20 protein-coding genes are annotated in these 21868 nt (G+C 52.8%); 13 read left to right on the top strand and 7 right to left on the bottom strand.

Going from position 1 to position 21868, the window contains the following annotated elements; all coding sequences use genetic code 11:
- Positions 1-180: 180 nt before the first annotated feature.
- From R3I13_RS02570 to R3I13_RS02560, 3 genes are read left to right on the top strand one after another with little or no spacing between them, the layout of a single operon-like run.
- Complete coding sequence (locus R3I13_RS02570; RefSeq protein WP_346316352.1) at positions 181-780, top strand: helix-turn-helix domain-containing protein; 600 nt, start codon at positions 181-183, stop codon at positions 778-780.
- The gene (locus tag R3I13_RS02565) at positions 758-1546 is read left to right on the top strand and encodes an SRPBCC domain-containing protein (protein ID WP_346316351.1); all 789 of its coding nucleotides are present in this window, start codon (positions 758-760) and stop codon (positions 1544-1546) included. Before R3I13_RS02570 ends, R3I13_RS02565 begins: the two co-directional genes overlap by 23 nt.
- The gene (locus tag R3I13_RS02560; RefSeq protein ID WP_346316350.1) at positions 1539-1967 is read left to right on the top strand and encodes an SRPBCC domain-containing protein; all 429 of its coding nucleotides are present in this window, start codon (positions 1539-1541) and stop codon (positions 1965-1967) included. The genes R3I13_RS02565 and R3I13_RS02560 overlap by 8 nt, the downstream gene beginning before the upstream one ends.
- Here the strand turns inward: R3I13_RS02560 and R3I13_RS02555 are convergent.
- Positions 1958-3775, bottom strand: a complete 1818-nt coding sequence (locus R3I13_RS02555; RefSeq protein ID WP_346316349.1) for an alkaline phosphatase — start codon at positions 3773-3775, stop codon at positions 1958-1960. The two genes, R3I13_RS02560 and R3I13_RS02555, sit on opposite strands and share 10 nt — an antisense overlap.
- A 156-nt stretch (positions 3776-3931) precedes the next feature.
- Complete coding sequence (dnaA, locus tag R3I13_RS02550; RefSeq protein ID WP_346316348.1) at positions 3932-5365, bottom strand: chromosomal replication initiator protein DnaA; 1434 nt, start codon at positions 5363-5365, stop codon at positions 3932-3934.
- A 542-nt stretch (positions 5366-5907) separates the two neighbouring features.
- On the opposite strand from dnaA, the gene R3I13_RS02545 reads away from it, so the two are divergent.
- The 5 genes from R3I13_RS02545 to R3I13_RS02525 all read left to right on the top strand — a co-directional run bounded on the left by R3I13_RS02545 (position 5908) and on the right by R3I13_RS02525 (position 11053).
- Complete coding sequence (locus R3I13_RS02545) at positions 5908-6300, top strand: DUF3127 domain-containing protein (RefSeq protein WP_346316347.1); 393 nt, start codon at positions 5908-5910, stop codon at positions 6298-6300.
- Positions 6301-6405: 105 nt separating this feature from the next.
- Positions 6406-7965, top strand: coding sequence for an FAD-dependent oxidoreductase (locus R3I13_RS02540; protein WP_346316346.1), 1560 nt, complete (start codon positions 6406-6408; stop codon positions 7963-7965).
- 93 nt (positions 7966-8058) lie between these two features.
- Entirely contained in the window at positions 8059-8976 is a 918-nt protein-coding gene (locus R3I13_RS02535) for an ABC transporter ATP-binding protein (RefSeq protein ID WP_346316345.1), read from the top strand.
- A 6-nt stretch (positions 8977-8982) separates the two neighbouring features.
- Positions 8983-9738, top strand: a complete 756-nt coding sequence (locus tag R3I13_RS02530) for a hypothetical protein (protein WP_346316344.1) — start codon at positions 8983-8985, stop codon at positions 9736-9738.
- Between the two features lie 10 nt (positions 9739-9748).
- A complete protein-coding gene (locus R3I13_RS02525; protein ID WP_346316343.1) occupies positions 9749-11053 on the top strand; it encodes an ABC transporter permease in 1305 nt (434 codons plus the stop codon).
- A 193-nt stretch (positions 11054-11246) separates the two neighbouring features.
- On the opposite strand, the gene R3I13_RS02520 is transcribed toward R3I13_RS02525, so the two are convergent.
- The gene (locus R3I13_RS02520) at positions 11247-12218 is read right to left on the bottom strand and encodes a nitronate monooxygenase (protein WP_346316342.1); all 972 of its coding nucleotides are present in this window, start codon (positions 12216-12218) and stop codon (positions 11247-11249) included.
- Between the two features lie 44 nt (positions 12219-12262).
- Complete coding sequence (locus tag R3I13_RS02515; protein ID WP_346316341.1) at positions 12263-13255, bottom strand: sugar phosphate nucleotidyltransferase; 993 nt, start codon at positions 13253-13255, stop codon at positions 12263-12265.
- 223 nt (positions 13256-13478) lie between these two features.
- On the opposite strand from R3I13_RS02515, the gene glyA reads away from it, so the two are divergent.
- On the top strand, positions 13479-14759 hold the full coding sequence (gene glyA / locus R3I13_RS02510; protein WP_346316340.1) for a serine hydroxymethyltransferase: 1281 nt from the start codon (positions 13479-13481) through the stop codon (positions 14757-14759).
- Between the two features lie 74 nt (positions 14760-14833).
- Here the strand turns inward: glyA and R3I13_RS02505 are convergent, their stop codons facing one another.
- Entirely contained in the window at positions 14834-17197 is a 2364-nt protein-coding gene (locus R3I13_RS02505; RefSeq protein ID WP_346316339.1) for a PDZ domain-containing protein, read from the bottom strand.
- A gap of 158 nt (positions 17198-17355) precedes the next feature.
- Between R3I13_RS02505 and R3I13_RS02500 the strand changes: the two genes are divergently transcribed.
- Genes R3I13_RS02500 through R3I13_RS02485 form a run of 4 tightly spaced genes read left to right on the top strand, consistent with a single transcriptional unit; the run spans position 17356 to position 20172 of the window.
- A complete protein-coding gene (locus tag R3I13_RS02500; protein ID WP_346316338.1) occupies positions 17356-18192 on the top strand; it encodes an ABC transporter ATP-binding protein in 837 nt (278 codons plus the stop codon).
- 11 nt (positions 18193-18203) lie between these two features.
- Positions 18204-19025 (top strand): hypothetical protein, encoded by an 822-nt coding sequence (locus R3I13_RS02495; RefSeq protein WP_346316337.1) that lies wholly within the window; start codon positions 18204-18206, stop codon positions 19023-19025.
- Positions 19026-19041: 16 nt separating this feature from the next.
- Entirely contained in the window at positions 19042-19419 is a 378-nt protein-coding gene (locus R3I13_RS02490) for a GntR family transcriptional regulator (RefSeq protein ID WP_346316336.1), read from the top strand.
- Between the two features lie 12 nt (positions 19420-19431).
- Positions 19432-20172 carry a hypothetical protein gene (locus R3I13_RS02485; protein WP_346316335.1) on the top strand — a complete coding sequence of 247 codons (741 nt, stop codon included), beginning with the start codon at positions 19432-19434 and terminating at the stop codon, positions 20170-20172.
- Positions 20173-20233: 61 nt separating this feature from the next.
- Here the strand turns inward: R3I13_RS02485 and R3I13_RS02480 are convergent, their stop codons facing one another.
- Together R3I13_RS02480 and R3I13_RS02475 are read right to left on the bottom strand one after the other, a co-directional pair.
- A complete protein-coding gene (locus R3I13_RS02480) occupies positions 20234-21412 on the bottom strand; it encodes a M20 family metallopeptidase (protein ID WP_346316334.1) in 1179 nt (392 codons plus the stop codon).
- Entirely contained in the window at positions 21409-21834 is a 426-nt protein-coding gene (locus tag R3I13_RS02475) for an SPOR domain-containing protein (protein ID WP_346316333.1), read from the bottom strand. The genes R3I13_RS02480 and R3I13_RS02475 overlap by 4 nt, the downstream gene beginning before the upstream one ends.
- Positions 21835-21868 lie beyond the last annotated feature (34 nt).

Below are 21868 nucleotides of genomic sequence, written 5' to 3'. Positions count from 1 at the left end.
TTTTGGTCGATGATTGGATGACACATACAATTTAACATATTCCCCCTGATTATAAATAGCACTTTTGTTTGTGTTAATAATTAATTATTTATAAAATATATATACCCCACTTTCCCAATAGACTTATCTGAAAATTAATATTTTCTTGAAAAATTAATTTTTCGGTGGTAATTTCAGGGTATGAAAGCGCAGAATCTCATACAGGATACGCAGACCGCCTCCGCCATGATGCACCCCTTGCGCATGCGCATCCTGGAACAGCTCCGCGAGCCCAATTCGGCCGCCGGCCTCGCACGCGCGCTGGATATGCCCCGGCAGCAGCTGAACTATCATCTCCGTGAGCTGGAAAAGAATGAACTGGTGGAACTGGTGGAAGAAAGAAAAAAAGGCAACTGCACGGAAAGGATCGTACGCGCCACCTCGCGTTCGTACATGGTACTGCTGAACACCGCTATGGCGGAAGAAGATGAGGTGACGGATAAATTTTCTTCTGCTTACCTGCTCCAGTCCGCCGGCCGCATGATCCGGGACGTGGCAACGATGCAGACCGGCGCGCACAAAGCCAGGAAAAAACTGGCCACGTTCACGCTCGAAACGGAAGTTCGTTTCGAAGATCCTGCCGCCTTGCAGGCTTTTACGGACGAAGTGGCCCAAACCATCGCGCGGCTTGCGATAAAATACCACAAGCCCGGCAATGCACAGGCAAGGTCTTACCAGTTTCACCTGTTCTCTCATCCCACCATCAAAAAACAGGACCATGAAAAAAGAAACAAAGGCTGACAGGGTGATAGACATTACCCGCAGCATCAATTCCCCGGTGAAAGCCGTCTGGAAAGCCCTCACGGATGCAAAGGAGCTGGAACGCTGGTTCCCGCTGGAAGCCGGTGTGACGGAAGGTGAAGTACGGTTGTCGTGGGGCGGCGATGTGCACTGGCACATGGAAATAGAGGAAGTGAGGGAAGAGGAATACCTGCGCCTGGGCTACGGCGAAGCGCATCACCGCATTGTATCCGCAGTGCCGCGGCGCCTGGCGGTTGAATTTTTCCTGCATGAAAAAGACGGCGTTACCACGCTGCGCATTGTTCACAATGGTTTTGGCGGAGACGAAAGCTGGGATGAAATGTACGACGGCGTACGCCGCGGCTGGGGCACTGAATCCCTCGCGCTGAAACATTACCTGGAGAATCACGCTGGTAAAGACAGGGTGGTGGCGCTGGCCAGCATTCAATCGCAGCAGTCTTACCAGGAATTATGGAACAACCTCATTGGCAGCGGCCTGCGGGTCAATGGGAATCATTATGCGCTCGATACGCCGCTGGGCGAAACTTACGAAGGCCGCCTCTTATTCTACAACCAGCCGCAAGACCTCCTGGGCACGATGCAAAACTTTCACAACGCATTGTTCCGCCTTTCCATCGAACGTTTTTCACCGGGCGGCGATGTGTTCATCTGGGTATGGATCGCCGCGTACGGCGTGCCGGGAAAGGACGTGAAGGAACTGGAGAAACGCTGGCAGGAAAAATTAAATCACATCTATCATGGCTGATATTGAACATATCCAATACGTACGCAAACCGATCGAAGCGGTGTACGATGCGCTCAGCACGGAAGAAGGCCTCGGCGCCATATGGACGGAAAAGCTGGTGGTAAAGCCTGAAACAGGTTTCATCAACGAATTCGACTTTTCCGACAACTACGATACAAAATTCAGGAACACCGAACTCACGCCGCCCACGCGCATCCTGTGGGAATGCGTGCAGTCAGACCCGGAATGGATCGGTACCAAGGTGTCGTTCGACCTGGAAACAAGAAAAGACGTGACGGCGGTAATGCTGCGTCACACGGGATGGCGCGAGGTGACGGAGTTCTATCGTTTTTGCAATTACAACTGGGCGCAGTTCCTCTACAGCCTGAAGTTATACCTTGAAACCGGCAAGGGCCAGCCTTACCAGCAGCGTCATTTCTGATAACGGCGTATGATGCGCATGATCTTTTCGAACAGCTCCGTGTTTTCATACACTCCCCTGAAATCCATGGAGTGAGGGCCGTAGGCAAATACAGGCACCATGATGGCCGTATGGTCTGAGGTGCTGAACTGCCCGTCCACATACCCTTTTTTAATATCCCCGTCCAGCAGGCTGAGGCCGCCTGTTTCATGATCCGCCGTAACGATCACGAGTGTTTCGCCGTTGCTGTCCGCAAAGCGGAGCGCTTCGCCGATGGCCTGGTCGAAGTCGAGCATTTCGGTGGTGAGGTAAGGAACGGAATTGAGGTGGCCGCCGTGGTCTATCTGTGCGCCTTCTTCCATGAGGAAGAAACCTTTTTTGTTACCAGACAACGTTTGTGTGGCTTTGCGGAATGCGCGCACAAGAAAATCGCCGCGCCCTTTCTGGATGCTGAGGCCCGCACTGTCTGCCAGTACCAGGAACCTGCTGCTGCGGATGGTGTCCAGCGCGGAGAGGCTGGTAGAGAGGCTGTAGCCTTTCTGTTCCAGTTGTTCGCGGATGGGCAGGAAATGTTTACCGCCGGAACCGATGAGGATGCTGACGGGGCTTTGCAGGAAATCTTTCGCGATGGCGGCGTTCATGCTGCGTTCGCTGTTATGGCCGTAGAATGCGCCGGGCGTTGCGTCGGTGATGTCGCCGCAGCTGATGAGCGCGCTCTGCATGCCAAGAGGCGCAATGAGGTCTGGAATAGCCGGTAGCGGCGCGCTTACTGCGTCTACACCTACCGCGCGGTTGTGCGTTTTTTTACCGGAAGCCATCGCGGTGCCGCCTGCGGCTGAATCGGTGATGTAGTTGTTGAAGGAGGCGGTCTTTGAAAAGCCGATATTTAGCAGCTTAAATAGATTCAATTCGCCGAAGTTGGCGGTATATCCCGCATAGATCTGCGCCAGGCCCATGCCGTCGCCGATCAGCAGTATCACATTTTTTACTTTGGAAGTTTTGTCGTTGTTCCGGTAAGAAGGTGTGTAAACCTCATGCGGCGCCTGTGCCTGGTACTGCGCCTGCACACGCTTGCGCAGGTAATCGGCGAGACCTTCCACTTTGTCTGTATTGATATAATCCACGCCGAGGTTGATCATGGTCTTCCAGGCGTTCACCTCATCGGGCGTGGCCCAGAAGCGGAACTTCTTTTGCATGCCGTGCATTTTCTTCAGCACGTTCTGCACTTTCTCAAGGTCTTCCCGCACAAGGTAACCTTTACCGTTCCATCGGGTGTAGCTGTGGAAGTTGTCGCTGAAGAGCGGGATGCGCTGCAGTTGTTCAGTGGTATAGGTTTGAGACGGCACGCCGTCGAAGAGGATGTAGGGGGGATAATTGCTCCACAGTTCCGGCGCGGGCCGGTTGCCGCTGATCACGATCTGCAGTTTGGGGCTCGAAGTGATCTCAGGGTATTTTTCCAGCTGTTGGATCAGCGCCTGCATGGTGGGCACGCCGGCTGTTTTGAAATCTATCAGCAGCTGCAGGCTTTGTTTCGATTCACCGAAGATGCCTCTCTGCTCTTTTATCCTGGCGCGGATGGGCTCCAGGTACAAGGCCCGCAGTGTTCTGTTGCTGGTGATCTCGGCTGAAGTATGCGCTACGAACAGTTCGCCGTCTTTCTCGAACACGTCCGCTTCGATGGAGCCGAAGTTGCGTGCAAAGGCGGCTTCGAAGGGGGCGGGCTGAAGGTAGTCGTTGTGCGAGTGCGCATTGGCCGCAGTGTATTGCGCCTGCGCGGGGGCGGCAAGGCAGCAGAGCCACAGGAGGTGTTGCAGTAAAGTTTTCATCATGGGCTAAAATAGCGAACTCCCGGAACAACGGGAGTAGGGAGCGGATATATTTTCGTTAACAAATGGACGTATGTTGCGGGATGGGTTGTTAACAAAAAAAAGATACCGGGCTGCAGGAGCCCGGTACCGGAAATATTTTTGCAGGTTGCGGTTAGGTTACATAGCAGCGAGTTGCACTTTTTGTTGCAATTCGATCACGCTGTCGCGGAAACTGTTGTCAGTATCCATAAGGTCTTTTACGGTCTGGCAGGAGTGGATCACGGTGGTGTGGTCCCTGCCGCCGAAGTGTTCGCCGATGGTCTTGAGCGAGTTCTTGGTAAAGCTCTTGGCCAGGTACATGGTGATCTGGCGGGCCTGTACGATCTCGCGTTTGCGTGTTTTCTGCAACAGCTTGTCGTATGCCACGTCAAAATATTCGCAGACCATTTTCTGGATGCTTTCGATGGTGATCTCTTTGGAAGAGGTTTTTACGAAAGACTTCAGCACGCGCTTGGCCAGCTCGAGGTCAATTTCTTTGCGGTTGAGGGATGATTGCGCCAGCAGGGAAATGAGCGCGCCTTCCAGCTCGCGTACGTTGCTCTGGATGTTGTAGGCTACGTATTTCACTACTTCTTTGGGCATTTCAAGACCGTCGTTGCGCATTTTCATTTCCAGGATCTCCATGCGGGTCTCGAAGTCGGGCAGGCCGACGTCTGCGCTGAGGCCCCAGCGGAAGCGGCTCAGCAGCCTTTCCTGCACGCCGTCCAGGTCTTTGGGCGGTTTGTCTGAGGTGAGGATCAGTTGTTTGCCGCTCTGGTGAAGGTGGTTGAAGATGGCGAAGAAGGCATCCTGCGACTTTTCGGCGCGGGCGAAGAACTGTATATCGTCTACGATCAGCACGTCTATCAGCTGGTAGAAGTGGATGAAGTCGTTGATGATATTATTCTTGGAGTGGTCTATGAACTGGTTGATGAACTTTTCGGCGCTCACGTACAGCACGGCCTTGTTGGGGGCCTGCCTTTTCACTTCATTGCCGATGGCCTGTGCCAGGTGCGTTTTGCCGAGGCCTACGCTGCCGTAGATCACGAGGGGGTTGAAGGAAGTGCCGCCTGGTTTGTCGGACACGGTTTTGCCGGCCCTGCGCGCCACACGGTTACAATCGCCTTCTATAAAGGATTCAAAGGTGTAATTGTGATTCAGCTGTGAATCGATCTGCACGCGTTTGATGCCCGGGATCACAAACGGGTTCTTCACCGGGTTTTGTATCGTTAACGGGAAATCAACTTCACTGTCCTTCTGGGGTTTGGTGAACTGCGTCGGCATATTCACGGTCTTAGGGTGTTGATGTGGAGTGCCGTTCTCAACTACTATCCGATATTCCAGCCGTGCTTCTTTTCCTAACTCCCGCTTGATGGTTTTTCCAAGAAGGCCTACGTAATGTTCTTCCAGGTACTCATAGAAAAACTGGCTGGGCACCTGGATGGTTAAAACATTGTTCTCAAGCTTTACGGGTTTTATCGGTTCAAACCATGTTTTAAATGGCTGCCATTCCACAATATCCCTGATTATATTCAGACACCTTTCCCAAACTTGTTCGCAAGTTTTATTCATTTAGTAAAAAATAATTAGTCGTGTTTATAATTTGGGTGTTCTCGAATACAAATTCTTCAATGCGGGCAGTTGAAGAACTTTTTTGACAGGACGACGAATATCTGTAGAAAATGTTGAAAAAAAAAATTTATCTGGCCTTGTTTTATTTCCAACAATTACAGAATGTTCAGACCCTGTTTATTCAAGTTTTATCGGCTAAAACACCCGTTTAGCCTGCAATTCCATTACAATGAAAAGTGTTAAACCGTACAAGCATGATTAACAAGTAATTTGTGAAACTGTTTACTTGTTTACATAGAATGCCCGGCATATCTGGTAAAATACCATTGCCATGTCGCCTATCATTTCGTAAACCCGGGGGATACTCAGTTGGCTGTAGCGCTCTTCACTTTTTTAGGTAACTGCTTTCTCGTTATTCTCAAATTCCGTGCAAATTTATGATATGGTTCGCAATAATTGCGAATAACTTGTGCAAAAGTAATTAAGCTGCACTGTACTGAAAAACTTATCTTTGGCGGAATTGAAATTTTAAATTTGTTATTATGAGTTTTGAAATTACCGGAAAGCTGGTAGTGAAGTACAATACGGTTCAGCGCAGCGAATCGTTCAAGACCCGGGAATTTGTGATCGAGAAGTCTGATGATATCAACGGCCGTGTGATCACAAATTATATCAAGTTTCAGTCTGTGCAGGATCGTACCAGCATTGTGGACCGTCACAATGAAGGGGAAATGGTTAAAGTTTATTTTAATATAAAAGGCACGCGTTGGGAAAAAGATGGTAAAGTGAATTACATCACCAATCTCGACGCATGGCGTATGGAAAGCATGATGCAGGCACAGCCCGGTGCAGACCGCCAGCCCGATTACAACACCTCACAGGAAGCCCCCTTCTCACAAGGCGGCGGCAACAGTGGGGACGATCTTCCCTTCTAATCATTGGTCAATCTTATTGAATAGCGCGAAGGCCCCCGCAAAGGGGCCTTTTGCCGTTTATACCGTATCTTCGCAGCCAGTTTTAGGATAAATACCTAACCGCGCATGATACAACAGATCTCCCTCAAGCTGCCTCCGCAGGAGGCCGGCCAGCACAAGGCCATCACCAGGCACGCCGCCGCTTCGCTCGGCGTGAAACCTGCGGACATCACCGGCTTCAATCTCCTCAAACGCTCCATAGACGCCCGCTCGCGACAGGTATATTTCGTGCTCACGCTCGAAGTGTTCGTGAAAGAGCCCTTCCGGCAAAGAACATCCCCGGGCTTTCATTACGATCCCGTAAAGCCGGAAGCAGAACGCGTGATCGTAATAGGAGCAGGGCCTGCTGGCCTGTTCGCCGCACTAAGGCTCATAGAGCTCGGCCTGAAACCTATCGTGCTGGAAAGAGGGAAAGATGTGCGCGCCCGCCGCAGGGACCTGGCAGCCCTCAACAAAACCGGCATCGTAAACCCCGAATCGAACTACTGCTTCGGCGAAGGCGGCGCCGGCACTTATTCAGACGGCAAGCTGTATACCCGCTCCAATAAAAGAGGCAATATCAACCGCATCCTGCATATCTTCCAGCAGTTCGGGGCAGATGAGAATATCCTCACCGATGCGCATCCTCACATCGGCACCAACAAGCTCCCGCATATCATTACCGCCATGCGGGAACAGGTCATCCAAAGCGGCGGCGAAGTGATCTTTGAACAGAAGGTGACGGACTTCCTTATACATGATGGCCGCATCACCGGCGTAAAGACCGCCGGCGGCGAAACCTGGGACGCAAAGCATGTCATTCTCGCCACCGGCCACTCCGCCCGCGACATTTTCCATCTCCTGCGCGATAAACATATATTAATAGAAGCAAAGCCCTTCGCATTAGGCGTGCGCGTGGAACATCCGCAATCGCTCATAGACAGCGCCCAGTATCATTGCAGCCTCCGCGGCGATTACCTTCCGCCCGCCAGCTACAGCCTGGTGGAACAGGTGGAAGGCCGCGGCGTGTTCTCCTTCTGCATGTGCCCCGGCGGTATCATCGCCCCGGCCGCCACATCGCCGGGCGAACTGGTGGTGAACGGGTGGAGCCCTTCTAAACGCAACAACCCTTACGCGAACTCAGGTATGGTTGTAACGGTAGATGAAGGGGACTTTGCGCCATTTGCGAAGCAGGGCAGTCTCGCCGCCATGTACTACCAGCAATCCGTAGAAAAAGAAGCCTACGAAGCAGGCGGCGGCTGTTTTGTAGCTCCGGCCCAGCGCATGACAGACTTTGTAAAAGGAAAAGTATCCGCCACGTTGCCCGATTGCTCTTACATTCCCGGTGTGAACAGCGTGAACCTCCGCGAAGTGTTACCCGCCGCCGTGCATACCCGCCTTGGTGAAGCTTTTAAAGCCTTCGGTAAAAAGATAAGGGGATATTATACAGACGATGCCATTCTCGTGGCAACGGAATCACGCACCTCCTCGCCCGTGCGCATCCCGCGGGAAGACGCCACGCTCATGCATCCGCAGGTGAAAGGCCTTTATCCCTGCGGCGAAGGGGCCGGTTACGCAGGCGGCATCGTGTCTGCCGCAATGGACGGTGAACGCGTGGCGGAGGCCATCGCGGGCGTTCGTATGTAGCAAAGGCCGGTTCGTGTATTATTATGAAAATTCCTTATGAATTCCTTGGCCCCGTTCGGGAGAACCTGTAATTTAACATCGTCAATCAAAGTTATGAACGTACTGGACCTGCAACATCTCAAGAAGCACTATGCCACCCACAAAGCGGTGGACGATATCAGTTTCTCCATCCCGAAAGGCAGCATCTTCGGCCTGCTGGGACCGAACGGCGCGGGCAAGACCACGCTGCTGCGGATGATCACCGGCATCTTTTATCCTGACGCCGGGGAGATATTGTTTGACGGCAAACGCTTCGACCCCCACCATGATATTCAATATATCGGCTACATGCCCGAAGAGCGCGGCCTTTACAAGAAAATGAAAGTAGGCGAGCAGGCCCTCTACCTCGCCCAGCTGAAAGGCCTGAGCAAAAAGGAAGCGCTGGACAAGATCGATTACTGGTTCAATAAATTTGAGATCACTTCCTGGTCCAACAAAAAGATCGAAGAGCTGAGCAAAGGCATGCAGCAAAAGGTGCAGTTCATTTCCACCATCATGCATCACCCCAAGCTGCTGATCCTCGACGAGCCTTTCTCCGGTCTGGACCCGATCAACTCGCAACTGATACAGGATGAGATATTTGAAATGGCAAAGAACGGCACCACCATTATATTTTCCACCCACCGCATGGAACAGGTGGAAGAGATCTGCGACCACATTGTGCTGGTGAACAAAGGCCGCAAAATACTGGACGGGCCGGTAAAACAGATCAAACAGGACTTCAAGCAGCACCTGTTCCGCATCGGGCTGGACACACAGCCCAACCCCGCGCAGATGGCCACCCATCATTTCACCATCATCCAGAACCACGACAAGGCTTATACCGTTAAGCTGAACGAATTCAGCCAGACGAATGACATACTATCCCACTTCATTCACCATGGCATCCAGGTGAACTTTTTCAAGGAAATATTGCCCACTATCAACGAGGTGTTCATCTCCCAGGTGAAGATGACGGATATGGCGAATTAAATGCCTATGAAATTTTTATACTTAATAAGTGCGCTGGCCCTGCTGGCTTGTAATAATGCCGGGCGGCAAGCAATAAAAAATAGTGCAGCGGCAACAACGGCAGATTCAACGGTCCTTCTGTCGAAACGCCCTGCAGGGAAGATATTGGAGCTGTATGAAAACCTGTCTTTCGATACAGATACATTGAATCTTGGCAGTGTAGAACGTGGGGAAGGCGGCGGCATCATTGGTAAATACAAAGGCCGTTGGCTGGATTCAGCACACAGCAGCCTGTTGCCAGTGAGATTAACGCAGGGATTTCACCCGGCGGCAGAAGACCATTTCATGGGTTATTACGCCTGCTATAAATTCCGGATCAACGAACGGCTGACAGGGCTGCTCACAAGAACGCCCGGTGAATATGACATTTCAGTGCTGAGCCTTTTATATTATGATCATGAAGCAGATTCGATAGGTTATGCTTTCGACCTGGTGCACGATTGGGGAGACGCGGGTGATGCGGTGAGTTACAATACCTGGCTGATCCGTAACAGCATTTCCGTTGATGCCTGGATGGCGGTCAATTCTATTTGGGGAGAAGTGGAAGACAGTGCGTATAATTCCAGCACGAACTATTACAGGACTGACCTGGCAACCCGTGCACTGGATACATCCAATAAGAACAAGCCCGAATGGGCTGCAACATTCAAGTACCTGATCGGGGAAAAGGAATACGAAGTGCCCGATTCTGTATACGTCAACAAGCATTCATATAGCCAATAATCCTGCAACCATGAACAAGATCTGGATCATCATCAAGAGAGAATACCTGACACGTGTAAAGAAGAAGTCGTTCATAGTGACCACCCTGCTGCTGCCGCTGTTGTTTGTGGGCATGCTGGTGGTGCCTATACTGATCGCGGACGGCACCGATAATGAGAACGTGGCCGTAGTGGATGAGAGCAAGATATTCACCGGCAAGATCGCGGATGAAGATAACCTGCATTACAAATTTGTTGATGCCAACATCGATTCCCTTAAAAAGAGCTATTCAGAGCTCGGCTATACCGGGGTGCTGCATATCCCGCAGATGGACGTGAACCGCCCGCCCAGCATCATTTTCTACAGCAAGGGCCAGATGAATATCATGCTGAAATCCAAAATGGAGAAGAAGCTGGAAAATGTGCTGGAAGACAAACGCATGGAGCAGGCCGGCATCGATAAATCGAAGCTGGAAAGCATCCGCGCCGATGTGGACATCGTGAACCTGGCCGGCCGGGAAGAAAAGAAAGGCAGCGCAGGCCGCGCTTATATTATTGGCTACGCTTCCGGTTTCCTGATCTACATTATCCTGCTGGTGTTTGGCACCGTGGTTATGCGTGGGGTAATGGAGGAAAAGATGAACCGCATTGCCGAAGTAATGATCTCCAGCGTGAAGCCTTTCCAGCTGATGATGGGCAAGATCATCGGGATCGCTTTTGTGGGGCTTACCCAGTTCCTCATATGGATCGTACTGATAGTGGGGCTGTATTTTCTCATCATCTTGGCATGGGGCCCTGAAATGGCCAGCAGCGCGATGAGCAACGGCATGACGGGCAGCCCGTCGTATACTGCCAGCGAGCAGATGGCGTTGCAGGTGCAGGAAGCGTTGCAGGGTGTGAACTGGACCTTCCTGATCATGATATTCCTGTTCTACTTCCTGGGTGGTTACCTGTTCTACGCGGCATTGTTCGCCGCGGTGGGCAGCCTGGTGAATGAAGACCCGAACGATGCGCAGTCGCTCACTTTCCCGATCACCCTGCCGGTCATCTTTTCCATATTCATCATGATCGCTTCGGTAAGCAAACCCAACAGCAGCCTGGCGGTTTGGGGAAGCATCATCCCTTTCTCGTCGCCCATCGTGATGATGGCGAGGATACCTTACGGCGTGCCGGGCACGGTGCCTTACTGGCAGCTGGGATTGTCTATGCTGCTGCTGATCGGCGGGTTCATCGGCACTACCTGGGTGGCGGCGAAGATCTACCGCACGGGTATTTTATTGTATGGTAAAAAGGTAACACTGAAAGAAGTGGCGAAATGGGTGGTGCGGAAGAACTAAATATTCTTTAATCAAAAGGAAAGCCCGTCATTGCGAGGAGCCGCTGAGCCAAAGCGGGAGGGGCGACGAAGCAATCTCCTGCATTGAATTGATACACCCCATATTTGGAGATTGCTTCGTCGCGCTTCCTGCCGCAGAGCATACCCTGCAGCTCCTGGCAATGACGGGCTTTTCATGCAATGACGATCCTTTATTAACAGATTCGCTGCCCGTTCGTCAAACCGCCCAGCCGGCGCCCGGTTTCCAGGAATTCGTCCCAGATCTCCCGCAATACGTCTGCCGCAGGTTTGATATCGCTGATGAGCGCGCTCACCTGGCCGATCTCCAGCTCTCCCTCCGCCAGGTCTCCTTCAAACATCCCGCGCTTGGAACGGCCGCGGCCCAGGAGGATATTCAGTTCTTCACGGCTCGCCCCTGCCTGCTCGGCTTTCTGTACGGCTTCGAAGAAAGCGTTGCGCAGCAGCCGCACGGGCGTAAGCTGTTTAAGCGACAGCATGGTATCGCCTTCGCCGGCCTTTACCACTGCGTCTTTAAACGATGGGTGCGACGATGCTTCGGGCGTGGCCACAAAACGGCTGCCTACCTGCACGCCTGAGGCGCCCAGTGCGAAAGCCGCCGCCATGGCCCTTCCTGAGCCAATGCCGCCTGCGGCTATCACGGGTATCTTTACAGCGTCTGCCACGGCGGGGATCAACACCATGGTGGTGGTTTCTTCGCGGCCGTTGTGGCCGCCTGCTTCAAAACCTTCGGCCACCACGGCATCCACGCCGGCGTCCTGGCTTTTTACGGCAAACTTCGAGCTGGATACAACGTGCACTACGGTGATCCCTTTTTCTTTCAGCACGGGCGTCCAGGTTTTGGGATTGCCGGCGGAAGTGAATACCACTTTCACGCCTTCTGTGATAATGATGTCTATATGCTTTTCAATGTCAGGGTAGAGGAGCGGCACGTTTACGCCAAAAGTGTGGCTGGTAGCCTGTTTGCACTTGCGGATATGTTCGCGCAGCTGGTCAGGGTACATGCTGCCGGAGCCGATGAGGCCCAGCCCGCCGGCATTGCTCACGGCGCTGGCTAAACGCCAGCCGCTGGCCCATATCATGCCTGCCTGGATGATGGGATAATCTATGCTGAATAGCTCTGTAACGGGATTACTGAATGCCGCCATGTGTTGATGATTGGTTACAGGGAGGCAATTTAACGATAAAAGCGTTAGCCCAGGTCGATCTCCGTATTGTCCCCGATGTTCAGGCTCTGGCTGAGCCCGCGGATATTGGCGTCGCTGCCGATGAGGGACGATTTGAGCACTACTTCATAAAGATTGCTGAACGAGCCGATGATGGAGTCTTTCACGATGGAATAACTGATCACGGTATTATCGCCGATGGCCACGTTCGGCCCGATGATGCTGTTCTTGATATTGCAACCTTCGCCGATGCTTACGGGGGGAATGATGATGGTATTTTCGTAGGGCAGCACCGGGTTGGTGGCCAGCTTGTATTTCTTCAGCAGGATGGCGTTGGTTTCCAGCAGGGTCTCTTTCCGCCCGCAGTCAAACCAGTTGTTCACCTTGAAGGCATTGAACTGTACGCCATGGCGGATCATGCATTCCAGCGCGTCGGTGAGCTGGAACTCGTCGTGCGAGCGCACCTGCTGTTTGATATTGTCTTCCAGGCACTGGTACAGCTGTTCGGTTTCCCTGATCTTGTACATGCCCACCAGCGCCATGTTCGACTTCGGTATCTGGGGTTTCTCCACCACGCGCGTGATCTTGTTCTGATCGTTGATCTCCGCCACGCCGAAATTGCGCGGATCGTCCACCCTCTTCACACCCAGCACGGAATGCGGCGAGCTGATCACTTCCTGGAAATCCCCTTCCACGATGGTATCACCCAGCACGATGAGCACTTCGTCGCTGCCCACTACGTCGCGCGTGAGCAGGATGGCGTGGCCCGTGCCCTCGCGTGAGTTCTGCTGCACGAAATGCGTGGTCAGGTCAGGATATTTTTTTTCAACGTAATGCTGGATCTTCTCGCCAAGATAACCCACCACGAACACGAATTCGCGGATGCCTGCCTCCACCAGCTGATCCACGATAATGCTCAGGATCGTTCTGCCGGCGAGTGGAATCAAAGCCTTAGGTTGTGTATATGTATGTGGGCGCAGTTTGGTGCCTGCGCCGGCTACTGGAATTATTGCCTTCATGTACAGGATTTGGAGTGTTTGGTTCACTGCTTACGATAAACCGTTCTCACTGCGTAATCGCGGGCAAATTACGGAATCAATCCTTAAAAATGAATTAGGATTTATCATTATCGGATTAATATTAGGATTAACATTTATATTACCAGGGACTTCTTTTCATCAATTCCAAGTTTATAATTACCCGGAAGAAGATTAATTTTGCGTCTTAAAATTTTCCTTCACCATGCAAAGAGACCAGCAGATATTTGATATCATTGGCCAGGAACTGGAAAGACAGCGCCATGGCATTGAGCTGATAGCTTCGGAGAACTTTACGAGCCTCCAGGTTATGCAGGCCATGGGCAATGTAATGACCAATAAATACGCAGAGGGTTACCCCGGGCGCCGCTACTATGGCGGTTGCGAAGTGGTAGACCTGAGCGAGCAGCTGGCTATCGACCGCGCGAAGCAGATCTTCGGCGCAGAATATGCCAACGTTCAGCCGCACTCCGGCGCACAGGCCAATGCTGCCGTATTACTGGCCATCCTCCAGCCCGGCGATAAGATACTGGGCCTGGACCTCAGCATGGGCGGGCACCTTACTCATGGTTCCGCTGTTAACTTCTCCGGTAAACTTTACCAGCCGTTCTTTTATGGCGTGAATAAAGAGACCGGCCTGGTTGAATACGATAAAATGGAGGAAGTAGCGCTCCAGGAAAAGCCGAAAGTGATCATCTGCGGAGCTTCCGCTTACAGCCGCGACTGGGACTACAAACGCATCCGCGAGATCGCCGATAAAGTAGGCGCTTTCGTAATGGCGGATATTGCGCATCCTGCCGGTCTTATCGCCAAAGGACTGCTCAATTCGCCTTTCGCGCATTGCCATTTCGTAACCACCACCACGCATAAAACGCTCCGCGGTCCCCGCGGCGGTATGATCCTGATGGGTAAAGATTTTGAGAACCCCTTCGGCCTCAAAACCCCCAAAGGAGAAGTGCGCATGATGAGCAACCTGCTGGATATGGCCGTATTCCCCGGCATCCAGGGTGGTCCGCTCGAACATGTGATCGCTGCCAAAGCAGTATCCTTTTTCGAGATACTGACGGATGACTACGACCAGTACGCCCGCCAGGTGATCCGCAACGCGCAGGCCATGGCCCGTGCGTACGTGGAGAAAGGCTACCAGATCATTTCCGGCGGTACAGACAACCACCTGATGCTGATAGACCTGCGCAACAAGAACATCAGTGGTAAAAAAGCCGAGCAGATACTCGTGAAAGCGGATATCACCGTGAACAAGAACATGGTTCCCTACGACGATAAATCTCCTTTCATCACCTCCGGTATCCGTGTAGGCGTGCCCGCTATCACTACCCGCGGCCTGAAGGAAGAGCATATGCCGCAGATCGTTGAATGGATGGACAAACTGATCCTCGATTCGGACAACGAAGACCTGATCGCGAAAGTGCGCGGCGAAGTGAATGAATTCATGAAACAATTCCCGCTCTACCCTGAGCTGAAATAACACGTCTTTAAGAGGTTTGTAAAGAAAGAGGCCGTCCCATCCGGGGCGGCCTTCTTTTTATTGTACGCTGAATATTATTTCGAAACACTGATCTCCACCGGCTGCTGGTTTCTGAACACCGTGGCTTTCAGTTGCTGGCGCCATGCATTGGATTGGTAGATGCTGAGGAAATCTTTGACATTGCCCACCTTTTCGCCCTCCAGCATCAGCAGCACATCTCCTGTGCGGAAGCCCATCTTCTCTGCTTCGCTGCCCGCGGGCACGGTTACGAAGTAAGCGCCGTTTTCGTCGGGCAGGCCGGTGGCGGAGCGTTCGCCCAACCCTTCAATATTCTTGACAGTTGCGCCTTTCCAGCTGATGCTCGCCTGCGGGCCTGATTGCCGGGAAAATAAAGTTGCAGGCAAAGGCACCCGCGCGGCCTTAGCCCTCAGCCTTTTGATACGTACGCCGAACCGGTCCATCGGGAAATTGCGGAAACCTGCTTTCAGCGCACGGCTGCCGGGCTTTACGCGGTAATCGCCCGCCGAAAAATCGATGAACTGCGGGTCGCCGTATAAGGAATGGCGGTCTGTGCCATTCGCCTGCGCTGCTTTTAACGAATTGGCATCAGGGAAGAAATTGGAATCCACTTTCTCGCCCCATTGCTTGATCTGTATAGGTTTGTAGGCGGTGGTAACGATGTTGCGGCGGAATGCGTCGCCGCTGTTGAGGAACCATACATGCGGGTGGAAGGAATTATTCAGCAGGATGTTGTTTTCCACGGTGCGGAAAAATCCTTCGCGCAGTTTGAGGCCGCCGTTGAGGCATACATTGTTGTAGATGCGGTAATTGCTGGAGCCATCGTCCAGGTCTATATCCCAGCCATGATCGCAGCGGAAGCGGTTGTTGCGGATCACGGTCTTGGTAGCCGCATCCAGCAGCACCATGCTGATGTTGGCGGTGGTGGCGCTGTCCATCACACGGCGGTCGGGGTGCCAGAAGCGGTCGCGGCCCCAGGAGTTGAATGCGCCATGGTCGCCGGTTTCGAGCACGGTGTTGTACACGTCGTTGTGCTCAATGATATGCCCGCCCCAGGTGCCTTCACTGATATTGATGCCCGCCCGCGGCAGGTCGTGAATGGTGTTGTAAGCGATATTGATGTGCGAGGCCATGGAGATCTGCACACCGGCGGATTGTTTTTCCGTTTCGCCGGTGTATTGTATGAGGTTGTCCGTAGCCTTGCATTGTTTCGGGTAATCGTTGCCCTTCGGGCCTTTCGTGAGATCCATCTGCGTGTAGGGAACGGCCTCGTTGTATTCAAACGCGGGAGAGCGCACCGCAGCAGGATTGCCCACGAAAGCGATGCCGCTGGCGCCGGCTTTATAAATATGACAGCTGTCTATGCTCACGTAACGGTTGTAGTTATTCACGAACACGGCGTTGCCGCCCACTTCGTTAAAAAAACAATTGCTCACATAGCAGTACTCCGCGCCTTCCACCAGCAGCGCCCCGCCACGGTAGATGGTCCAGTCGCTGCGCAGCAGCGGTTCTTTGGTGAGCATGAAGGTCCTGGCGTTGCCGGTGAACTGGAGATTGTTAAGTATCACCTGTCTTACCGGTTCCTTTTCTGAACCTTTTATTACGATCAGTTCTGTGAGCGATGCATACGCAATATCAGCGGCGGGTTGCTGCCCGGATTGCGGTTTATAATAAAGCGTATGCTGCGCTGCGTCGAAGAACCACTCCTGCGGCGCGTCCAGCTCTTCCCGGATGTTTTCTACGAAGCGGTGCTGCGCATGCAAACCCATCTGCCGGTTGTTCTGCCAGCCGCCTTCCAGTATGACATTGCCGGCTGCGTCCACGCCGGTGATGCGGTAGTGGTAACCGCCCCATTCAGCGCGGTGCAGGGCATGTACAATGCCGCCTTCGGGGTGTTTCCAGTTTTTAATCCTTTCGGGAGCCAGCGCATCCGCGGAAGTGCCGTGGTAGAACCTTGCAGCGGAATCGTAATTGGGATAACGCGCCAGTATCTGTGTTTGCCCGTTCATATACAGCCGGTCCATCGCGGTAACAGAACCGGGTATGGAAGCGGAAAAGATACCGACATCCTGCGCTTCCCATTTCACTTTTAATGGCCGCGCGCCGCTGATCACGGCGTTTTCGCCCGGGTAGCCCATGATGAAAAGTACGCTGTTCATGCTGCTGTTATCTTCCGGCGTCAGCACCAGCGCACTGTCTAAATAATAAGTACCTCCCCGCAGGGTCACCTGGATATTCCGCCCGGGATGCTGCGCGCGGACCTGCCGCCAGAGCTGCTGCGCACGGTGAAGCGTGGCCAGGGGCCGTTCTTTGGTGCCGGGATTAGCGTCTTTCCCGTCAGGAGACAGATAGATCCTTTGCGTTTGCCCCAGCGAAGGAAGCGCCAGCGCCATACAAGCGGTGAGTAGCCATTTGAACATATAGAACCGTTAAAACCACAAGTTAATCCCATATTTCCGGGCAGGGTAATAGTAAATGATCAAATTCTTGCAGAAAAATTTGGAGAATAAAGAAATTGCCGTACATTTACAGTGTACTAGTTTAGTAGTACACTAATTTTAACCTATAACTACGATATATGGTATCCCTTCAACACCTCCATTTTTCCTACAAAAAAACCGTTCCCATTCTCCGGGATGTGAACCTGGAGTTGGCTCCCGGCCGCATTTACGGCTTGCTGGGAAAGAACGGCGCGGGCAAAAGCAGCCTGATGTACAACATCTGCGGCCTGCTGTTTCCCGCTTCCGGCAGCTGCTCCGTGCTGGGGCACACGCCACCGCGCCGCGAGCCCGCCTTTTTGCAACAGGTATACCTGCTGCCGGAAGATTTTGAGTTGCCGGACATGGACATCCCGCATTACCTGCGGCTGTATGCGCCTTTTTATCCCGCTTTCAGCCCTTCGGCCTTTGAAGAATATTTAAAGGCATTCGGGATAGGAACGGACGAGCATCTCCGTGCGCTCAGCCATGGCCAGCAAAAGCAAGTGCTCATCAGTTTTGCGCTGGCCACCAACGCGCGGCTGATATTGATGGACGAGCCTACCAACGGGCTGGACATTCCTTCGAAGCGCCAGTTCCGTAAAGTGATTGCCGGCAGCCTGCAGGAAGGACAGTGTATCGTCATCAGCACGCACCAGGTAAAAGACCTGGACAGCCTGATCGATGAAGTACTGATCCTGGAAGACCACCGCGTAATCCTTCAGCAGCCTGTTTCCAGCATCACTGAAAAGCTCAGCTTCAGGCAGGTGATGAGCCTCGAAGAAACGGAAGCGCCCATCTACAGCGAAGGCGGGCTGAAAGGCTATGCCGTGGTGGCGGTAAACCGCAGGGCGGAGCAAAGCCGTATGGATATGGAAATGTTCTTCAACGCGGTGATGGCTGAGAAAGAAAAGATACTTCCCTTGTTTAACCATTAAAACCTGTTAAGATGAAATTCTCCTTCCACCGTTTCATACTTTTATTAAAGCTGCAGTTTGCGGTGAACCGCAGGTTTTACCTGCTGGGATCGGCCGCTGTAGCGGGGTTGCTGTTCATATACATGTTCTTCCGTGCCGCCAATGGCGACTTTGGCTTCGAGTTCGCTGCGCAGGAAGAAAGTTATGATTTCACCCTGCTCTTTTCGTGCATTACATTCGGCACCCTGGTATTCCGGCAGTTCGGCAGCAGGCACGGCAGGATACAGGCGCTTATGCTGCCGGTATCTGCCCTGGAAAGGCTGGCAGTGGCCTTCCTGCTCGTGTTTATCCTCTTTCCCCTCGCCATCACGTTCATTTACATGTTATGCAACGCGCTGGTGAACCAGGTGGATATACATGTGCTGGGCCATCCGAACGAGCTGTATTTCTTTAATGGTGAGGTAGAGATACAGGCGGTGACGATATTATTCCTGTTGCTGCCGGTAGTATTCCTCTGCGCGATATGGTTCAGGAAGCTCACGTTTGTGAAAACCCTGGTGATGCTGTGTGTGCCTATACTCGTGTTTTCTTTTTTCAACAGCATGCTTGGCAAAATGATGATCAGCAGCACGCAGCCCGCAAACCATGAAGGTACGCGGTTCATTTACTGGGCGGCCACGCCGCTCAGGTATCTCACCATTACCAACGGCACGGAGGGCCAGCAGGGCGGATTCCGGACGTATAACCTCGTGCTGCCGCCAGACCAGCAGTGGATATTCACACTGTTCCTTTGCCTTATTCCCGTCGTGTTCATATACCTGGCTTATCTCAAACTGCGCGAGCAGGAACTGTAACGCCTCAATTATTTTTATGGAATTCAATCAAACACAGCCCATATATCTCCAGATCGCCGATTATGTATGCGACCAGGTGCAACTCCAGCACTGGCCGCCCGAAGGCAAGGTGCCTTCCGTTCGCGAGCTGGCCGTTACGCTGGAAGTAAATCCCAACACCGTCATGCGGTCTTACGAATATCTCCAGCAGCAGGGCATCATCTACACGCGCCGCGGCCTTGGTTATTTCGTGGGCGAAGACGCGGTGAAAAAGATACTTGCCGTGCGCAGAGAACAGTTCCTGCAGGAAGAGCTGCCGCTGTTCTTCCGGAAAATGTACCTGCTGGGCGTTGAGCTGGACGAGCTGAAGGCCCGGTATGAAAAGTTCAAACAGCGCCAGCTGAAGGCGCAATAAATCGCATCAAACATGAAAAAGAGCAACAAGATATTCGCCGGTTTCCTCGTGGTGCTTACGGGCATGATCATCCTGTTCAACCTGCTGCTGAAAGTGCAGTACGCCAAAGGGAACTTTAACAGGAGAATAGTAGCGTCAGAAAATATAACCCGGCCGCTGAAACCCTTCCGCCACCTGGTGTTCAACGGGAAACTGGTGAACGGTTTCCAGGACGCCCGTTATATACAGGAACAGCGCAACATCTCATTGGAGGTCGGCCCTCGTTTCCTGCCGCAGGTAATCATGAACGCAAAGCTTGACAGATACCTGAAAGAATCTTACCGGGGCGACACGCTTTTTCTTAGATATGAAATAGACCTGGTGCGCGACAGGAACGATCTGAATTATGATGACCATTCGCTGAAAGTATATGCGCCCGCGTTAGCTTCCCTCACAGTGCTGGACGGGATGGCAGACATCCCTGACATGTCGCAGGAGGAACCTTTTAAAGTGGTGGCGGAAAATACGCGGTATGTAACGTTCATCAGAATGAAACTGCCGGAACTGTCTGTTTACTGCAGGAACAGCTATGTGAACCTCTCGCCCTACCAGGAAGTAGATTCGTTGTGGTACGAAATGAAAGGCCTCTCGTCGTTTTATTTTAACACGCCGCACCGGTTCGGCAAGATCGTACAGGGGAGCGTGGATTCAATGGCGCGCGTGAGCATTGCCGGAAGCCCGGCCATTATGCAGGCTTATTTGAACAAGCAATAATTCTAGTCTCAGAAAGTGGAAAGAATGAAAACGGTCCCGGTATTTACCGGGACCGTTTCAGTTATTTGAATTGCGTGGCAAGCCAGGCCATAGTGCCGGCGCCTATTTCAAGGCTCCGCTCGTCTACGTCAAAGAGCGGCGTGTGCACGCCGGCGGTGATGCCTTTTGCTTTGTTGCCGGTGCCCAGCCTGAAGAAGCAGGCAGGTATCACCTGCGAGTAAAATGCAAAATCCTCGGCGCCCATGCGCATTTCGGTATCGCCCACGTTTTCGGCGCCCATGTATTCTTCCGCCAGCTTGCGCGCAGTGGCGGTCACGGTTTCATTGTTGTAGAGCGTGGGGTAACCGACAAGAATATCGATGTCGATCTCCGCGCCCATGGCATGAACCAGTTCTGTGGCCTGCTTGCGGATCAGCTCGTGGGCCTTGAAGCGCCAGGTTTCGTCCATTGCACGGAAAGTGCCCATCAGCTTCACTTCGCTGGGTATCACGTTGGTGGTGAAGCCGCCGTTGAAAGCGCAGATAGATAATACGGAAGGGGAGAACGGGTCGTTGTTGCGGCTGATGATCTGCTGCAGGCTCACCACCAGGTTGGAGGCGATGAGAATGGTATCTGCCGTGAGATGCGGGGCAGCGGCATGGCCGCCTTTGCTTTTTACGGTGATGTAGATCTCATCCGCACTGGCCATGTATTTGCCGGCATGGAAGCCCAGCAGGCCTGTTTCCAGGGCAGGCAGTACGTGAAGGCCCAGGATGGCCTGCGGCTTGGGATTTTCCAGTGCGCCGTCCTGTATCATCAGGCTGGCGCCGCCGGGGTGTTTTTCTTCCCCGGGCTGGAATAATATTTTAACGGTGCCTTCAAATTCATCGCGCACCTGCTGCAATATGCGGGCTGCGCCCAGCGCCACGGTGGTGTGCACATCGTGGCCGCAGGCATGCATTACGCCATGGTGCTGTGATTTGTAAGGAACGTTGTTGGCTTCTTCTATGGGCAGGGCGTCTATGTCTCCCCGCAGGGCGATCACTTTGCTGGAAGGGTTCTTTCCTTCAATAAGGGCTACAATACCGGTGCCCGCCACGCCTGCGCGGTAGGCAATGCCGTATTCGTCCAGCTTTTGCTGTATGAACTTAGCGGTTTCATATTCCTGGAAAGAAAGTTCCGGGTGGGAGTGGAGATGTCTTCTGCATGAAATAAGGTCCGGTGCGTATTCACTGGCCAGGGACTTGATCCGGTTCTTCATTCTTGTTCTTTTTCCGGTGACACGTTGATGATGGTGGGTACCACAAATACGCCGCCGCTAAACAGGTTCGAGAGTTTGTTGCGCAGGTCGGTGGCTTCGTCTCTTGTTCTGAAATCGCCGATGCGCACTTTGAAATAGGGTGCTTCAAAATCCACGTAGCTCCGGTAATCGGGGTAAAGCTGCATCACTTTGGCCTTGGCGTCAAGCGCTTCGTTGCGTTTGTTGGTGGTGAGCACCTGTACGCGGAAGCCGGGCTGGTTGCGGATAGCCAGGTTGTTGATGTAGATCTGTTTCCTGATGAGGATGTCTACCCGGCTGTCTTTTATGACCTTCACGCCTCCCTGTTGGGTAGCGCCGTCCTGCGCGTGCAGGGCAGCGGCGGAGAACAAAAAAAGAATTAAACAGCCTGTTCTTAACATCATATAATAAATCGTTTGATTGCAGAAATTGAAGGCA

This window comes from Chitinophaga sp. YIM B06452 (assembly GCF_039655965.1).
Classification (GTDB): domain Bacteria; phylum Bacteroidota; class Bacteroidia; order Chitinophagales; family Chitinophagaceae; genus Chitinophaga.
This window is presented reverse-complemented; position numbering and strand designations above follow the sequence as displayed.

Bases quoted from the DNA above. Each gene is read 5' to 3' on its own strand.
- R3I13_RS02495 (WP_346316337.1), top strand. From the start codon at position 18,204: ATGAAATTCTCCTTCCACCGTTTCATACTTTTATTAAAGCTGCAGTTT.
- R3I13_RS02475 (WP_346316333.1), bottom strand. From the start codon at position 21,834: ATGATGTTAAGAACAGGCTGTTTAATTCTTTTTTTGTTCTCCGCCGCT.
- R3I13_RS02515 (WP_346316341.1), bottom strand. From the start codon at position 13,255: ATGAAGGCAATAATTCCAGTAGCCGGCGCAGGCACCAAACTGCGCCCA.
- R3I13_RS02560 (WP_346316350.1), top strand. From the start codon at position 1,539: ATGGCTGATATTGAACATATCCAATACGTACGCAAACCGATCGAAGCG.
- R3I13_RS02545 (WP_346316347.1), top strand. From the start codon at position 5,908: ATGAGTTTTGAAATTACCGGAAAGCTGGTAGTGAAGTACAATACGGTT.
- R3I13_RS02480 (WP_346316334.1), bottom strand. From the start codon at position 21,412: ATGAAGAACCGGATCAAGTCCCTGGCCAGTGAATACGCACCGGACCTT.
- R3I13_RS02520 (WP_346316342.1), bottom strand. From the start codon at position 12,218: ATGGCGGCATTCAGTAATCCCGTTACAGAGCTATTCAGCATAGATTAT.
- R3I13_RS02530 (WP_346316344.1), top strand. From the start codon at position 8,983: ATGAAATTTTTATACTTAATAAGTGCGCTGGCCCTGCTGGCTTGTAAT.
- R3I13_RS02570 (WP_346316352.1), top strand. From the start codon at position 181: ATGAAAGCGCAGAATCTCATACAGGATACGCAGACCGCCTCCGCCATG.
- R3I13_RS02555 (WP_346316349.1), bottom strand. From the start codon at position 3,775: ATGATGAAAACTTTACTGCAACACCTCCTGTGGCTCTGCTGCCTTGCC.
- dnaA (WP_346316348.1), bottom strand. From the start codon at position 5,365: ATGAATAAAACTTGCGAACAAGTTTGGGAAAGGTGTCTGAATATAATC.
- R3I13_RS02485 (WP_346316335.1), top strand. From the start codon at position 19,432: ATGAAAAAGAGCAACAAGATATTCGCCGGTTTCCTCGTGGTGCTTACG.
- R3I13_RS02500 (WP_346316338.1), top strand. From the start codon at position 17,356: ATGGTATCCCTTCAACACCTCCATTTTTCCTACAAAAAAACCGTTCCC.
- R3I13_RS02540 (WP_346316346.1), top strand. From the start codon at position 6,406: ATGATACAACAGATCTCCCTCAAGCTGCCTCCGCAGGAGGCCGGCCAG.
- R3I13_RS02525 (WP_346316343.1), top strand. From the start codon at position 9,749: ATGAACAAGATCTGGATCATCATCAAGAGAGAATACCTGACACGTGTA.
- R3I13_RS02535 (WP_346316345.1), top strand. From the start codon at position 8,059: ATGAACGTACTGGACCTGCAACATCTCAAGAAGCACTATGCCACCCAC.
- R3I13_RS02505 (WP_346316339.1), bottom strand. From the start codon at position 17,197: ATGTTCAAATGGCTACTCACCGCTTGTATGGCGCTGGCGCTTCCTTCG.
- R3I13_RS02490 (WP_346316336.1), top strand. From the start codon at position 19,042: ATGGAATTCAATCAAACACAGCCCATATATCTCCAGATCGCCGATTAT.
- R3I13_RS02565 (WP_346316351.1), top strand. From the start codon at position 758: ATGAAAAAAGAAACAAAGGCTGACAGGGTGATAGACATTACCCGCAGC.
- glyA (WP_346316340.1), top strand. From the start codon at position 13,479: ATGCAAAGAGACCAGCAGATATTTGATATCATTGGCCAGGAACTGGAA.